The sequence below is a fragment of the Luteimonas saliphila genome (assembly GCF_016774335.1).
Lineage (GTDB): Bacteria > Pseudomonadota > Gammaproteobacteria > Xanthomonadales > Xanthomonadaceae > Luteimonas > Luteimonas saliphila.
This window is the reverse complement of record NZ_JAETWA010000029.1, coordinates 1-14,666: the sequence shown is the minus strand read 5'-3', so window position 1 is coordinate 14,666 and position 14,666 is coordinate 1. Positions and strand designations below refer to the sequence as shown.

The 14,666-nt window shown below is 71.0% G+C and carries 13 protein-coding genes; 4 read left to right on the top strand and 9 right to left on the bottom strand.

Going from position 1 to position 14,666, the window contains the following annotated elements; genetic code table 11:
• Nucleotides 1-37: 37 nt before the first annotated feature.
• The 4 genes from JMO03_RS06790 (at nucleotide 38) to JMO03_RS06775 (ending at nucleotide 3,717) form a co-directional block, all read left to right on the top strand.
• Nucleotides 38-795, top strand: a protein-coding gene (locus JMO03_RS06790) for an IS5 family transposase (RefSeq protein ID WP_202840579.1) whose coding sequence is annotated in 2 segments (ribosomal slippage) — nucleotides 38-353 and nucleotides 353-795 — 759 coding nt in all. Because the reading frame shifts where the segments join, the coding sequence is not laid out codon by codon here.
• 301 nt (nucleotides 796-1,096) lie between these two features.
• A complete protein-coding gene (locus JMO03_RS06785) occupies nucleotides 1,097-2,581 on the top strand; it encodes a cytochrome ubiquinol oxidase subunit I (protein ID WP_202841845.1) in 1,485 nt (494 codons plus the stop codon).
• Between the two features lie 3 nt (nucleotides 2,582-2,584).
• Nucleotides 2,585-3,586, top strand: coding sequence for a cytochrome d ubiquinol oxidase subunit II (gene cydB / locus JMO03_RS06780; protein WP_202841843.1), 1,002 nt, complete (start codon nucleotides 2,585-2,587; stop codon nucleotides 3,584-3,586).
• A complete protein-coding gene (locus tag JMO03_RS06775) occupies nucleotides 3,586-3,717 on the top strand; it encodes a DUF2474 domain-containing protein (protein WP_202841842.1) in 132 nt (43 codons plus the stop codon). Before cydB ends, JMO03_RS06775 begins: the two co-directional genes overlap by 1 nt.
• An 18-nt stretch (nucleotides 3,718-3,735) precedes the next feature.
• On the opposite strand, the gene JMO03_RS06770 is transcribed toward JMO03_RS06775, so the two are convergent.
• The 9 genes from JMO03_RS06770 to JMO03_RS06730 all read right to left on the bottom strand — a co-directional run.
• Complete coding sequence (locus JMO03_RS06770) at nucleotides 3,736-4,497, bottom strand: isocitrate lyase/PEP mutase family protein (RefSeq protein WP_202841841.1); 762 nt, start codon at nucleotides 4,495-4,497, stop codon at nucleotides 3,736-3,738.
• 128 nt (nucleotides 4,498-4,625) lie between these two features.
• Complete coding sequence (locus JMO03_RS06765; RefSeq protein WP_202841840.1) at nucleotides 4,626-5,696, bottom strand: HDOD domain-containing protein; 1,071 nt, start codon at nucleotides 5,694-5,696, stop codon at nucleotides 4,626-4,628.
• Nucleotides 5,697-5,827: 131 nt separating this feature from the next.
• Nucleotides 5,828-7,642 (bottom strand): ATP-binding protein, encoded by a 1,815-nt coding sequence (locus JMO03_RS06760; RefSeq protein ID WP_202841839.1) that lies wholly within the window; start codon nucleotides 7,640-7,642, stop codon nucleotides 5,828-5,830.
• A 57-nt stretch (nucleotides 7,643-7,699) separates the two neighbouring features.
• Nucleotides 7,700-8,878, bottom strand: coding sequence for a methyl-accepting chemotaxis protein (locus JMO03_RS06755; RefSeq protein WP_202841838.1), 1,179 nt, complete (start codon nucleotides 8,876-8,878; stop codon nucleotides 7,700-7,702).
• A gap of 64 nt (nucleotides 8,879-8,942) precedes the next feature.
• On the bottom strand, nucleotides 8,943-9,983 hold the full coding sequence (locus JMO03_RS06750) for a protein-glutamate methylesterase/protein-glutamine glutaminase (protein ID WP_202841837.1): 1,041 nt from the start codon (nucleotides 9,981-9,983) through the stop codon (nucleotides 8,943-8,945).
• Nucleotide 9,984: 1 nt separating this feature from the next.
• The gene (cheD, locus tag JMO03_RS06745) at nucleotides 9,985-10,575 is read right to left on the bottom strand and encodes a chemoreceptor glutamine deamidase CheD (RefSeq protein ID WP_202841835.1); all 591 of its coding nucleotides are present in this window, start codon (nucleotides 10,573-10,575) and stop codon (nucleotides 9,985-9,987) included.
• Nucleotides 10,572-11,447 (bottom strand): CheR family methyltransferase, encoded by an 876-nt coding sequence (locus JMO03_RS06740; RefSeq protein ID WP_202841833.1) that lies wholly within the window; start codon nucleotides 11,445-11,447, stop codon nucleotides 10,572-10,574. Before JMO03_RS06740 ends, cheD begins: the two co-directional genes overlap by 4 nt.
• On the bottom strand, nucleotides 11,440-13,692 hold the full coding sequence (locus JMO03_RS06735; protein WP_202841831.1) for a putative bifunctional diguanylate cyclase/phosphodiesterase: 2,253 nt from the start codon (nucleotides 13,690-13,692) through the stop codon (nucleotides 11,440-11,442). The genes JMO03_RS06740 and JMO03_RS06735 overlap by 8 nt, the downstream gene beginning before the upstream one ends.
• Before the next feature lie 61 nt (nucleotides 13,693-13,753).
• A partial coding sequence (locus tag JMO03_RS06730) for a methyl-accepting chemotaxis protein (RefSeq protein WP_238345971.1) occupies nucleotides 13,754-14,666 on the bottom strand: 913 nt, incomplete at its 5' end.

The following is a 14,666-nucleotide window of genomic DNA, read 5'->3' as shown; positions in this document are numbered from 1 at the left end:
CTAGAGCCTGTTAACACTATTTGCTAGACTTATGCGCATGGAACTGACGCCTGCGCAATTCGCCATCATCGAAGACTGCCTCCCCCGCCAACGGGGCAACGTGGCGGTGAGCAACCTCCACGTGCTCAACGCGATCCTGTTTGTCGCCGAGAACGGCTGCAAATGGCGCGCCTTGCCCAAGCGTTTCGGCAACTGGCACACGATCTATACCCGGATGAATCGCTGGGCCAAGGCCGGTGTGCTGGACCGGGTGTTCGAGCGGATGCAGGCCGCGCAACTGGTGCGCATCCGGCTTGAGGCGATCAGCCTGGACAGCACGATCGTGAAAGTGCATCCCGATGGCACCGGCGCGCGAAAAAAAACGGTCCGCAGTCCATCGGCCGATCCCGCGGCGGTTGGACCACCAAAATTCATATGGCTGCCGCGGATTCCCGCTGCGCCTTAGCCTTCTCACTGTCTCCCGGCCAAGCCGGCGATGCACCAGCCGGCCGCGACCTGCTGCGCACGTTGCCAACACCCCCGGCTGGCTGCCATCTCGTCATGGATCGTGCTTACGAGGGCAATGAAACACGCCAACTGGCCTTGGACCTGGGTTTTGAGCCGGTCGTGCCGCCGCACCCACTGCGAACAAGCCCCTGGCGCTACAACACCGAGATCTATCGAAGAAGAAACGAGATCGAGCGACTCTTCCGGCGGCTCAAAGGCTTCCGCCGCATCTTCAGCCGCTTCGACAAGCTCGACATCATGTTCGCTGGCTTCATCCACTTCGCATTGATCGTCGAATCACTACGATAGTGTTAACAGGCCCTAGGTCAAAGTGTCGTGATGCGTGCCGCCGCCCGGGGCGTATCATCTTTCACCACGCGGCCGGCACGCATCGCACACCGTGTCCGCGGCCGCATGTCGTTCGCCTCCTGCCGCAATCGCGGTACCGCCGCGCATGCATCGACCCGCACCGAGCACATGCCAGCCACGCGCCTGCCACCATCGCCGCCCCTGATTCTCGCCGCAACGGCGATTGCCCGGCGACCCGGCTCCGCGACGGCGCAAGCGGCGCGGTGGGCGCATCCCCGGCAATCGCGCGACCGTGGCTTCCATGTTCGCCGACGTTGACGCCGTGCTCCTGGCGCGGATCCAGTTCGCGTTCACGGTCAGCTTCCACTTCATCTTCCCCGCGTTCTCGATCGGGCTGGCGAGCTATCTCGCGGTGCTGGAAGGGCTGTGGCTGAAGACGCGCGAGCAGGTCTACCTCGACCTGTTCCGGTTCTGGGTGAAGATCTTCGCGGTGACCTTCGCGATGGGCGTGGTCTCGGGCATCGTGATGTCCTACCAGTTCGGCACCAACTGGGCGGTGTTCTCCGACCGCGCCGGGCCGATCATCGGCCCGCTGATGGCCTACGAGGTGATGACCGCGTTCTTCCTGGAGGCAGGCTTCCTCGGGGTGATGCTGTTCGGCATGAACCGCGTCGGCCCGCGCCTGCACTTCATGGCCACGCTGATGGTGGCGCTGGGCACCTTCATCTCCGCGTTCTGGATCCTGAGCGCCAACAGCTGGATGCACACGCCGACCGGCTTCGAGATCAACGAAGTGGGGCAGTTCGTGCCTGCCGGCAGCTGGCTCGACATCATCTTCAATCCCAGCTTCCCGTACCGGCTGGTGCACACCGTCATCGGCGCCTACCTGACCACGGCGCTGGCGGTCGGCGGCGTCGGCGCCTGGCACCTGTTGCGCCACCGGCGTGCGCAGGCGCGGGCGAAGGCCGCCGAGGCCGCCGCGGACGTGCCCGGCGAGGACCCGGCGCTTCCGCCTTCGATCGCCGGTGCGCGCAAGATGTTCTCGATGGCGATGTGGATGGCCGCGCTGGTGGCGCCGCTGCAGATCGTGGTGGGCGACCTGCACGGGCTCAACACGCTCGAATACCAGCCGGCCAAGGTGATGGCGATGGAAGGCCACTACGACAGCCATCCCGAGGGCGCGCCGCTGATCCTGTTCGGGTTGCCGAATCCGGACGAGCGCCGTGTCGACTACGCTGTCGAGATCCCGAAGCTGTCCTCGCTGATCCTCAAGCACGACCTGGACGCGCCGCTGGACGGACTCGACACCATCGACCAAGCGCTGCAGCCGCCGGTGCCGATCGTGTTCTGGTCGTTCCGGATCATGGTGGGGCTCGGCATGGCGATGCTGACGCTCGGTGCCTGGAGCCTGTGGGCGCGAATGCGGCGGCGCCTGTTCGATTCGCCTGCGCTGCATCGCGCGGCGCTGGCGATGGCGCCCGCGGGTTTCGTCGCGGTGCTGGCCGGCTGGGTCACCACCGAGGTCGGCCGCCAGCCGTTCACCGTCTACAACCTGATGACCACCGCGCAGAGCGCCTCGCCGCTGGACGCCCCGGCGGTGGGCGCCTCGCTGGTGGCGTTCGTGGTGGTGTACTTCGTCGTGTTCGGCTTCGGCGCCTGGTACATCCTGAAGTTGATGGCCAAGGGCGTGCAGGCGCAGGAGCCTGCGCCCGACGGCGACGAGGGCCCGATCCGCAGCGCCGGCATCATCCCCGGACCGGCGATGCAGATCGCCGACAAGGACTGAGCCATGGTCTTCGACCTCACCGTCGCCTGGGCGCTGCTGATTCTGTTCGCGGTCTTCGCCTACGTGGTGATGGACGGCTTCGACCTCGGCATCGGCATCCTGTTCCCGGTGTTCCCCGTGGGCCGCGAGCGCGACCAGGCGATCAACTCGATCGCGCCGGTGTGGGACGGCAACGAGACCTGGCTGGTGCTCGGCGGCGGCGGGCTGATGGCGGCGTTTCCGCTGGCGTACGGGGTGGTGCTGACCGCGCTGTATCCGCCGATCATCGCGATGCTGCTGGGGCTGGTGTTCCGCGGCGTGGCGTTCGAGGCGCGCTGGCGCGACCCCGCGCACCGGGCGGGGTGGGACCTGGCCTTCACCGTCGGATCGACCGTCGCCGCGTTCTCGCAGGGCGTGATCCTCGGCGCGCTGCTGCAGGGCATCGCGGTGGACGAGCGCGCCTATGCCGGCGGCTGGCTCGACTGGCTGACGCCGTTCTCGCTGCTCACCGGCGCCAGCGTTGTGGTCGGCTACGCGCTGCTGGGCGCGACCTGGCTGATCTGGAAGACCGAGGGCGTGGCCCAGGCGCATGCGTTCCGGCTGGCGCCGCGGCTGGGGCTGGGACTGCTGGCCGGCATCGTCGCGGTGAGCCTGGCCACGCTCGGGCTGGAATACGACTACCACCGCCGCTGGACCCAGTACCCGGTGGTGCTGCTGACCGCGCAGGTGCCGCTGCTGACCGCGATCCTGGGCTATGGGTTCTGGCGCGCGCTGCGCCGGCGGCGCGAGCTGGCGCCGTTCCTGCTGACCCTGGGCCTGTTTCTGCTCACCTTCCTCGGCCTGTGCATCAGCATGTTCCCGTACGTGGTGCCGCGCGCGCTGACGATCTGGGACGCGGCCGCGCCCGATGCCAGCCTGGGCTTCATGCTGGTCGGCGCGGTGGTGCTGATCCCGGTGATCCTGGCCTACACCGGCTGGGCGTACTGGGTGTTCCGCGGCAAGGTCGGGCACGAGGGGTACCACTGATGCACCGGCCCTCGGATACGCCACCCGGGCCGCTGTGGAAGCGGCTCGCCTGGTTCGTCGCGCTGTGGCTCGGCGGCCTGGCGAGCGTCGGCCTGGTGGCCTGGCTGCTGCGGCTGTGGCTGCTGGGCTAGCGTTTCGCGCCGCGCGGGTCAGGCGACAGCGCGGGTTTCGTAGCGGCGCAGGATCTGCGCGGCATCGTCGACCGCCGTCCACGCGCGTCGGGCCAGGCTGCCGCCGACGCTGCAACGGCGGACACCGAGCGCGACCAGTTCGAGGATGCCTGCGTCGTAGTCGTGGACGACCACGTTCACCGGCTTCGGTGCCACCGCTGCCACCAGCTCCGCCACGGCGCCGGCGTCGCGCAGGAACGGCACGAACAGGCAGTCGGCACCGGCCTGCGCATAGGCGACTGCGCGCGCGATGCTGGCCGCCGCAGTCATGCCCGGCACCCGGAAGTTCTCGTTGCGGCCGACCAGCATGACCCGCGGGTCGATGGCGTCGATCGCGGCGCGGGCGGCCTGCAGGCGTTCGACCGCATGTGGCGTTTCGTACATCGCGCCCCCCGACCAGTCCTCGATCGAGAGCGCGGCGATGCCGGTGCCGACCGCGCGCGCCACGTTGCGCGCGACGCCTTCCGGGTCATCGGCGAATCCGTTCTCGAAGTCGGCATTGACCGGCAGCGGCACGGCTTCCGCCAGCATGCGCAGGTGGTCGAGGATCTCCTCCAGGCCCAGCTCGCCGTCCTGCCGGCCCGCGGCCCACGCCGCGCCGGCGCTGGTCGATGCGATGGCGCGGAAGCCGGCGGCGGCCAGGCGCACGGCGCTGCCGCGGTCCCAGGCATTGGGCAGGAGGAAAAAGCCCGTTTCGTGCATCGTCCGGAACGCGTCGCGCTTGCCGGTGGTGTCCGTCATCGCAATCCTGCCGGCCGGGTTTCCCTGGTCCTGCCGGCGGCGCCGGCAGCGCGGCACGACCCGCCGCAAGGCCGCCTCACCATGGGTCCGCGCGCACAGGCGTGCAACATCGGCGTCGGCAACCGGTCTCAGCCGGCGGCTTCGGCGGCCGCCTCCGCCATCGCGCGCCAGCGCGGCAGGCGATCGAGCTGGCCGACCGAACGCAGGTAGGCCTCGTCGACCTCGCGACCGTTGACCAGGGCCGCGGCCACGTGCACCGCCCCGGTCACCCAGAAGCTGCCGCGGATGCGTGCCGGCCGGTCGTGGAAGGCCACCGCTTCGACGATCGGGGCGGGCAGGCCCCACAGCCCCAGCAGGTAGGCGCCGGTGACGCTGTACGGCGTGGCCTGGGAGGCGTCGACGCCCACCGAAGGCGGCAGCAGCAGCCCGACCTCGGCCAGCAGGCCGGCGGTGGACGCGAGGTCGGCGCTGGTCCCGGCCAGCAGCTTGCCGGCCAGTTGCGAGATCCGTAGCGCGCGATCGCGCAGCACGTCGGCTTCCGGGCCGGCGGAGAACACCTCGCTGGCGAGCACGAGCTGGCGCAGCGTGTTGTGGCCCAGGCGCGTGACCGCCGAGCGCAGGTCGGTGATCTCGCGTCCACCCGAGTAGTAGGCCGAATTCGACAGCCGCAGCACCCGCGCGGCGACGGTCGGATCCTGCGCGACCACCTCGGCGATCCGTCCCGCGGTGCTGTCGGGGTCGCGCAGCAGCGCCGTCAGCGCAAGGTACTGGCGGGGCGCCGCCGGCAACGTGCCGACGCGCTCGATCGCCTGCTTCAAGCCAGGGTCGTCGAGCAGGGTGCGCAGTTCCATCACGCTTTCCACCGCCTCGATCAGCGCCAGGGCATCGAGCGGCTCGGTCAGGATCCGGTGGCTGGTCGTGAGCGCCTCGAGGACGTCGCGCTCGCCCCCCGCCTCCACCAGCAGGATGCGGATCGCGTCCGGATGACGCTTGCGCAGGCCGGCGAGGACCGCCAGGCCGTCGCTGGCGCCGACCCGCGAGGCGCACACCAGCACGTCGGGGGCAGCGTCGCCATCGGCTGCAGGTACGTCGTCGGGTCCGGTCACGTGCTGCAGGCGCCATTCGAGGCCGTGTTCGGCCAGCTCGCGTCCGACGTCCGCGACAGGGCCGACGTCGCCCCCCACTACCACGATCTGCACGGCGTTCCCCCTTCAGGATCCACTGGATGGGTAAGATACCGCGCCGCTGCCACCGGCCGTAGCGCGCGCTTCGCGTTCTTCCACGACGCGCACGTTTCAGGGGTTCGAAGCGGTCGCGCGCAGCGTCGTCGTCAAATTTCCGTCGGCATCGGCAGCATCGCGCGAACCACGGTCCCGCCGCCTGCGCGGGGGGCGATCGTGACGCTGCCGCCGAGTTGGGTCGCGCGTTCGCGCATGGTCAGCAGCCCCAGCCCGCCGGGGCGGTCGGGGTCGACGCCACGACCGTCGTCGGACACGCACAGCACCAGGACCTCTCCCCGGTCGGTGTCCTCGATTTCGACCTCCACCTCCACGTTCGTCGCGTGCGCGTGGCGCGCGACATTGGTCAGCGCTTCCTGCGCGATGCGGAAGCACGCCAGTTCGACCGCGGCCGGAAGACGCCCTTCGATGGGTGCGACCTCCAGCCGGATCGCGAGCCGGGTATTGCGCGTCAGCTGCGAGACCTGCCCGCGCAACGCCGCCTCCAGGCCGAGCGAATCGAGCTGCGGCGGCCGCAGCAGCAGCGACAGGTTGCGCAGCTTGAGCACGGTCTGGTCGGCGATCGCGATCACCTCGTCGAGGATCTCGCGCCGGATCTGCGCGTCGGCCGCGAGCGCATCGTCGGTCAGCGAGGTCGCGGCGAGCTTGATCGCGGTGATCGACTGGCCGATGTCGTCGTGCAGTTCGCGCGACAGCGTGCGGCGCTCGTCCTCCTGCACCGTCAGCAGCCGTTGCGCCATCGCCTGCAGCTCCTCGCGCAGCCGGCGCTGCTCCTGCAGGCTGAGGTTGACCTCGGCATAGGAGGCGCGCGCGCGTGCGGCCAGCGCGTTCATCGCATCGGCGACCGGCAGCAGTTCCTGCGGCATGTTGGCCGGCACGATCTGGGTGGAGCCGTCGTCGAGCGCGAACTGCTGCATGCGCTCGAGCATGCTGCGGACGCTGCCGCCGAGGCGGCGCATCTTCGACCCCACCAGCACGAGCACGCCGGCGAACACCAGCGCCAGCAGCGCGACCAGCGCCAGCCCCGTGCGCCGCAGTTCGGCCTCCAGCACGTCGCGCGGTTGCAGCAGCAGCAGCCGCCAGCCGTTCTCCAGCGGCACGGCGAGCGCGAACGCGTCGCCGCCGTCGCGCAGCACCCCGCGCAGCCGCTGCATGCCGCTGCCCCCGCGCGCGAGCCGGGCCAGGTCGCGATCCGGCGCCGAGGCGCTCAGGCTGTCGAGCGGACGGTGCGGGATCCCTGCGCTCGCCTGGACCACGTTCAGTGCGCGGTCGAGCAGCAGCAGCTCGAAACCGTGTTCCGCCAGCCCGCCGCGTCGCAGCACCAACGAATCGACCCGGATCGAGCCTTCCAGCACCCCGGCGAAGCGCCCATCCACCAGCAGCGGCACCGACACCGCGACCAGCGCGTCGGTGCCGAGACCGCGGCCCCGGAACGCATCGGAGACGTGGCCGCGACCGCTGTCGCGCGGGGCCTGGAAATACTCGCGGTCGGCGACCGACATGGGTCGCGCGGCTTCCGGAAGCGCCGGTTCGCTGGTCACGATCACGCCGCTGGCATCGGTGACCAGCAGGGTGGAGAAGGCAGGATAATGGCCATGGATCCGCCCCAGGTCCGCGTCCCAGCGCGCGACGTCGGCGACGCTGCCCTCGCCGTTGCGGCGATCCGCGAGGACCTGCATCGCGGCGAGGTGCACCTGCAGGAAACCCTCGAGCTCCTGCGCACCGGAGGTTGCGGCGGCCGCGAGCCGGGTCGCGCTCTGATCGCGCACCGACATCGATGCTTGCCACAGCAGCACCCCGGCGAGCACCAGCACCGGCAGCACGACCGCCAGCAGCAGCAGGCGGGTGAATTCGCCGAGCAGCGCCCAGCCTGGTCGGGTCGAGGGTGCTGTCGCGGTGGCGGGCATGCCGGCCAAGCTACCGGCCCGGGCGGGGCGACTGCAACTTCGGTGCCGTCGGGCGGATCAGAACAGCTCGACGCTGCCGGCATCCATCGACTGCTGGGTCACCGGCTTGTGCGGCGGGCGCTCCCATTCGCCGCGCATCTGCGCGATCCGCTGGCTGATCTGCGACAGCGCCCGGCGCAGCTCCACGCTGGCCTGCCCGCCGCTGCGGTGCAGCAGGTCCTGCAGCACCGTGGCCTCGCGGTTGATCGCGCCGAGGCGGTCGAGGTGCACGTTGGCCGCGCCCAGCGCCTGGGTGGCGATGTCCTCGAACTGCAGCGAACGCACTGCCTCGGCGACCGAACCGTCGATCGACTTGCTGCACTCGGCGATCTCGCGCATGCCGGTGCCCAGGTTGCGGTTGATGCCGTCGACGCGCTCGAGCATCGCCGCGGCCTCGGCACGGGCCACCCGGCTGCGGTCGAGGTCGCGCGAGGCCATCGTGCTGACGGTGTCGCGAACTCGCGCGATCGAATCCTTGGAACTGTGCGCGAGCTTGCGGATCTGCTCGTTGAAGGCGGTCGAGCGCTCGGACAGGTTGCGCACCTCGTCGGCGACCACGGCGAAGCCGCGACCGGCTTCGCCGGCACGCGCGGCCTCGATCGCGGCGTTGAGCGCGAGCAGGTTGGTCTGGTCGGCGATCGACTTGACGTCCTCGAGCAGCGAGAAGATGCCGTCCAGGTGTTCGGCCATCGCGTCGATGTGGGTCACGGTGGTGCCGCTCTGGCCGCTGACGGCCTCCAGCGCCTCGACCAGCTGCTCCATCTGCTGGCTGGCCTGCAGCGCGAAGCGGTGCACGTCCGAGCCGCTGCCGTCGCCGTCGCTGCGGCGGTCGATGATGCGCGAGGCGACCTCGCTCTGCTGGCGCGACTTGCGGTTGACCGCCTCGAAGCTGCCGCCGAGCTTGGCGACCGACTCGCGGATCAGCTCACGGGTGCGTTCGATCTCGTCGCGCGAGCCCTGGACCTCGGCGCCGATGAAGCTGCGCAGTTCCTCCAGCAGCCGGCCCTGCTCGCCCAGCAGCGCGGTATCGCCGGCCGAGGGGCGCAACACCGTCCAGGCGAAGCCCAGCCAGGCCAGGGTCATGGCCGCCAGCGCGCCCCAGCGCACCGCCGGAGCCAGTTCCAGCGCCTGGGCCAGGACCAGGACAAGGGTGAGCGCCAGCGGCGCTGCCAAGCGAATCAGTACGCGCGAATCCATGTCGGTCCCGTAATAAGTAGCGTTGATGCGTTCGGCCTAGGTAACGGCCGTGCAGGGGCTTGCTTTAGCGGTCGCCCGGCACGGCGAGCAGCCGGTGCGCCACCTGCTCCAGCGGCAGCACCTCGTCGGCGGCGCCGATCCCGACCGCGGCGCCGGGCATGCCCCAGACCACGCTGGTGGCCTCGTCCTGGGCGATGGTGCGGGCGCCGGCGCGGCGCAGGGCCATCAGGCCGGCGGCGCCGTCGTCGCCCATGCCGGTGAGCAGCGCTGCGCTGGCGTTGCGCCCCGCGTGCGCGGCCACCGACTGGAACAGCACGTCGACGCTGGGCCGGTGCCGTCGGACCGGGTCGTCGTCGCCAAGGCGGCAGATCCAGCGGGCGCCGCTGCGGACCACGCGCAGGTGGCGGCCGCCGGGCGCGACGTAGGCGTGCCCCGCCAGCAGCGGCTGCTGGTCGACTGCCTCGGCGACGGTCATCCGGCTGTGGCGGTCGAGCCGTTCGGCGAACGGTCCGCTGAAGGCGGCCGGGATGTGCTGCACGATCACCGTGGCCGGCGCATCGGCCGGCATCTGCGCCAGCACCTCGCGGATCGCCTCGGTGCCGCCGGTGGACGCGCCGATCGCCAGCAGGCGGTCGGTGGTGCGGTAGGCGACGGGGCCGTCGTAGCCGGAAGCGGCGGGCGGCGCGATGCGCGCGACGCGCGCCTTCGCCGCGTGCTTCACCTTCTCCACGAGGACCGTGCCGTACTCGACGAGTCCGCGGGCGACATCGATCTTGGGCTTGGCGATGAAATCCACCGCGCCCAGCGCCAGGGCGTCGAGCGTCACCTGGGCGCCGGCCTCGGTCAGCGACGAGACCATCAGCACCGGCATCGGCCGCAGCCGCATCAGGTTGCGCAGGAACGTCAGCCCGTCCATGCGCGGCATTTCCACGTCCAGGGTCAGCACGTCGGGCGAGAGCTGCTTGATCTTGTCGCGGGCGATGAAAGGGTCGGCCGCCGTGCCGACCACCTCGATGCCGGGATCGACGCCGAGCAGTTCCGACATCAACGCGCGCACCAGCGCCGAGTCGTCGACGATGAGCACGCGGACCGGCCGGGCGCCCATGTCAGAACAGCTCCACGGTGCCGGCCGCGGGGGCGCGGGCGAGTCGGCCGTAGAGCGCGCGCTCGGCGTCGACCACCTCGTCGCGGGTGGCCGGCAGGCGCTTGACGAAGCTGCGCCCGGTCTGCACGAAAAAGCCGACCTTGCGCGCCTGGTTGTCGCCCAGATCCTTCGCCAGCACCGGGATCTTCTCCGCGGCCAGGTAGTCGAGCACGAAGCTGGCGTTGCGGGTGCCGATCGGATCGCTGTGGAAGCCGCTGAGCACGTTGCCGCCACCGAACACCTTCGCCTGCAGGCGCTGCCGCTTCGCCCCGCGCTTGAGCAGGTCGTTGATCAGCAGCTCCATGGCGTTGGCGCCGTAGCGCGCGCAGGACGCGTCGTTGGTCTGCCCACCGGGGAGCATGAAGTGGTTCATGCCGCCCAGGCCCAGCGCCGGGTCGTAGAGGCAGGCCGCGACGCAGGAACCGAGCAGCGTCACCAGCGCCACCGGCTGGTCGGTCACCAGGTAGTCGGCCGGCAGCAGGCGGATCGCCTGCGACTGCAGCGCCGCATCGAAGTAGCCGCCGGCGGGCGCGGTAGCGACGGAGGCGCTCATCCCGCACCGGCCCGGGTCGCCGCCCGGTAGACGGTGCGTCCGCATGGCGAGATCAGGTCGGCGGCGTGGTTGAAGCTCTCCGAATGGCCAGCGTACAGGCGCCCGTCGTCCGCCAGCAACGGCGCCATGCGCTGCAGCACGCCGTACTGGGTCGGCTTGTCGAAGTAGATCATCACGTTGCGGCAGAACACGGCGGTGTATGCGCCGCGCTTGAGGCCGTAGTCGGGGTCGAGCAGGTTCAGCGGGCGGAACTCGATCAGGGCCCGCAGTTCCGGCCGGACCCGGCACAGACCGGCGTTGGCGCCGCTGCCGCGCTGGAAGAAGCGCCGCTTGCGCGCCGCTTCGAGCGCATCGATGCGTTCGAGCGGATACACGCCGCGCGCCGCCGACTGCAGCACCGCGGTGTCGATGTCGGTCGCCAGGATCCGGACCGGCGGGGTCAGGGTGTCGAAGGCCTCGCACGCGGTGATCGCGAGCGAGTAGGGCTCCTCGCCGGTCGAGGCGGCGCAGCACCAGACCTGCAGCGGCGGGCCGCCGCGATGCGCCTCCCGCAGCTGCGCGGCCAGCAGCGGAAAGTGGTGCGCCTCGCGGAAGAACGAGGTCAGGTTGGTGGTCAGCGCGTTGACGAAATGCTGGGCCTCGTCGCCGCCGTCGCTGTCGACCATGTCCAGGTAGTCGCTGAAGCGCTCGATGCCGCGAGCGCGCAGCCGCCGCACGAGCCGGCTGTAGACCATGTCGCGCTTGTGCAGTCCCAGGTTGATGCCGGCGCGCTCGTGGATCATGCGGCAGACGCGACGGAAATCGCGGTCGTCGAAGGCGAACGCGCGGTCTTCCACGGTGCGTGCGCGAGCGTCGCGGAGAAGCTCAGCCATGGTCCGGCTCCGGTGGAGGCAACGCCGCCACCGTGCCCGACGGCGCGGTCTGTGCGGCCAGCCAGTGTTCGAACACCTGCGGTGCGAGCGCCCTGGAGTACAGGAAGCCCTGCACCTCGTGGCAGCCGAACTCGCGCAGGAGCGCGACCTGGTCGGCCGTCTCCACGCCCTCGGCGATCACCTGCATGTCGAAGTTCCTGGCGATCAGCGTGATCGAGCGGACGATGGCCTTGTCGCCACGGCTTCCGACCAGGTCGCGGACGAACGAGCGGTCGATCTTGACCCGGTCGACGGGCAGTCGGTGCAGCATCGACAGCGAGGCGTGCCCGGTGCCGAAGTCGTCGTAGGACACGCGGATGCCGCGCTTGCGCAGCTGCAGCAGCGTCTTCTCGGCGACGCCGTCGTCGCGTAACGCGATCGTTTCCGTCAACTCGATCTCGAGTTGGGCGGCGGGCAGGCCGCTGGCGGCGAGCGCGGCGTCGACCTTGTCGACCAGTGCCTCGTCGTTGAACTGCGCCGGGAACAGGTTGACCCCGACCTTCAGCCGGCGACCTTGCAGGACCGGCCAGCCGGCGGCGTCGCGACAGGCCTGCTGCAGGATCCAGGTGCCGACGGCCGGGGCGATGGCGCTGCGCGCCAGGGCGTCGATGAAGGCCACCGGCATCAGCAGGCCGCGCTCGGGATGCCGCCAGCGCAGCAGCGCTTCGGCGCCAGAGGGCAGGCCGCTGGCGAGGTCGATCTGCGGCTGGTAGTGCAGCTCGAACTCGTTGTCGCGGAACGCGCGGCGCAGCTCCAGGTCCAGGTGCCTGCGGTCGACCGCCTCGGCGCGCATCGACGGCGAGAACCGGCACAGCTGCATGGTGCCGCCGCGCTTGGCGTGGCGCAGGGCGAGTGCGGCGAGCGCGAGCAGGCCGCTGCTGTCGCACTCGTCGTACGCGGTCGCGGCCGGGTCCCCGGCCTCGTCGAACGCCAGGCCGATACAGGCCTCGACATGGACGCGCTGGTGTTCGATCTCGCAAGGCCGCGCCACCTCGCGCAGCAGGGCCTGCAGGCGCGGCTCGAAGTCGTCGCCATCGGCCCCCGCGGGAAACACGATCGCGAACTCGTCGCTGCCGAAACGCGCGAGATGGGCGTCGGCGGGAAGCCAGGCCATCAGCCGGCACGCCACCACCTGCAGGACGGTGTCGCCGACGACGTGGCCGAGGGTTTCGTTGACGGCGCGGAAATTGTCCAGCCCCAGCAGCGCCACGCCGAGCCGGGCGCCATGGCCGCGCAGCGAATCGATGGTCGCGAACAGGGCTTCGCGGTTCGGCAGGCCGGTCAGGGCGTCGCGCCGGCCCGCGCGCGGCTCGCGCCACGCGGCGCCGCTGTCGGTGATGTCGCGCAGGACCAGGGCGATACCGCGGGCGTTGCCGTCGTGCCAGTCGCAGCGGACCGCCTCCACCGTGCGCAGTTCGCCGAACGCATCGCGGATCCTCAGCTCGCGCGCACTGGGCACCTTGCCCTCGGGGGTTCCGGTCGCGCCGTACAGCCAGTGCGTCACCGCGTCGGGGTCGATCTGCAGCGACGCGGGGACCAGCAGGTCGAGCGGCTGCCCGGTGGCCGCGCCGGGACCGAGCAGGTCGCGCGCGGCCGCATTGGCGAAGAGTGTCGTCCCCCGTTCGTCGGCGACCACGATTGCGCTGAAGCCGGCTTCGGCCACCTGGCGGCAACGGGCCAGGACGCTGCCGCCGAACAGGCGCGCGGCCAGTGTCGCCAGCGACCGGAGCCGGGCCACGCTCGCCTCGGCGGGCTCGTCGTGTCGACGCCGATCGCCGGCCGCCAGCACGCCGAGCAGTTCGCCGGTGGGGCCGAGCAACGCGGTCGCGACGAAGAAGCGCAGGGCGGCGGGGCCGGCGACGAGGACGTCGTCGTGCAGGCGCGGATCCGTGCGGGCGTCCGCGACCACCGCGAACGGGGTCGCGGCATCCACGGTCGAACCCAGCCGGGTGCTGGCGGTGACCGGTGTCAGGGGCACACCCCGGGCGGCGGCCAGACGCAGCTGCGTACCGTCCGCCACCCACAACATCGTGTACGGGCAGCCGAGCAGATCGGCAGCCAGGGCGAGGACGGCGGCGAATCCGGCATCGCGCTCGGGATCGGGCGGTTGCGCATGCGGCTGATCGTCTGCCGGAGTGCCGGGCTCCACGGAGGCGGCGGGCGCCCACGGACGTGTGGCGGCGCGGTCGGTGAGGGGGGAAAGCATGAGAGGTTCGAGTCCGGACGCGATGCGGAAGAGGGGTGTGGAGGGGGTGGGTCGTCGACGGTCAGACCAGGGCTTCGGCGGTCTCGGACGGTTGCCGGACGGCAACGCGACGCGTGGCGCCTGCCTGACCTGCGGCGCCAGGCGCGGCGCCACGGCCCTTCGCCGGCGTGCCGCGCGACGCGCCCTGCGCCGAGAACACCGCGACCGTCTGCACCAGCTGCCCGGCCTGCTGCTCCATGCTGCGCGCCGCCGCGGTGGCTTCTTCCACCAGTGCCGCGTTCTGCTGGGTGCTCTCGTCCATCTGGGTGATGGCCTGGTTGACCTGCTCGATGCCCGCGCTCTGCTCCTGCGAGGCGGCCGAGATGTCGGCGATGATGTCGGTGACGCGCTTCACGCTGGTCACGATCTCGCCCATGGTGCGGCCGGCCTGGTCGACCAGGTCGTTGCCGTGGCGGACCTTGTCTGCCGAATCGGTGATCAGGGTCTTGATCTCCTTGGCCGCGCCGGCCGAACGCTGGGCCAGCGACCGCACTTCCGCGGCCACGACCGCGAAGCCGCGGCCCTGCTCGCCCGCACGCGCGGCTTCGACCGCGGCGTTGAGCGCCAGGATGTTGGTCTGGAAGGCGATGCCGTCGATCACCCCGATGATGTCGGCGATGCGGTTGGACGACTCGGAGATCGCGGACATGGTCTGGACGACCTTGCCGACCACCTCGCCGCCCTGCGAGGCCACGTCCACTGCGCCGATGGCGAGCTGGTTGGCCTGGCGGGCGTTGTCGGCGTTCTGGCGCACGGTGGAGGTGAGTTCCTCCATCGACGAGGCGGTCTCCTCGAGCGAGGCGGCCTGCTGTTCGGTGCGGCGCGAGAGGTCGTCGTTGCCGGCGGCGATCTCGGACGCGGCCGAGTTGATCGCGTCGCTGCCGGTGCGGATCTGGCCGACGATGTCGGCCAGGCGGTCGACCGTGCGGTTGGCG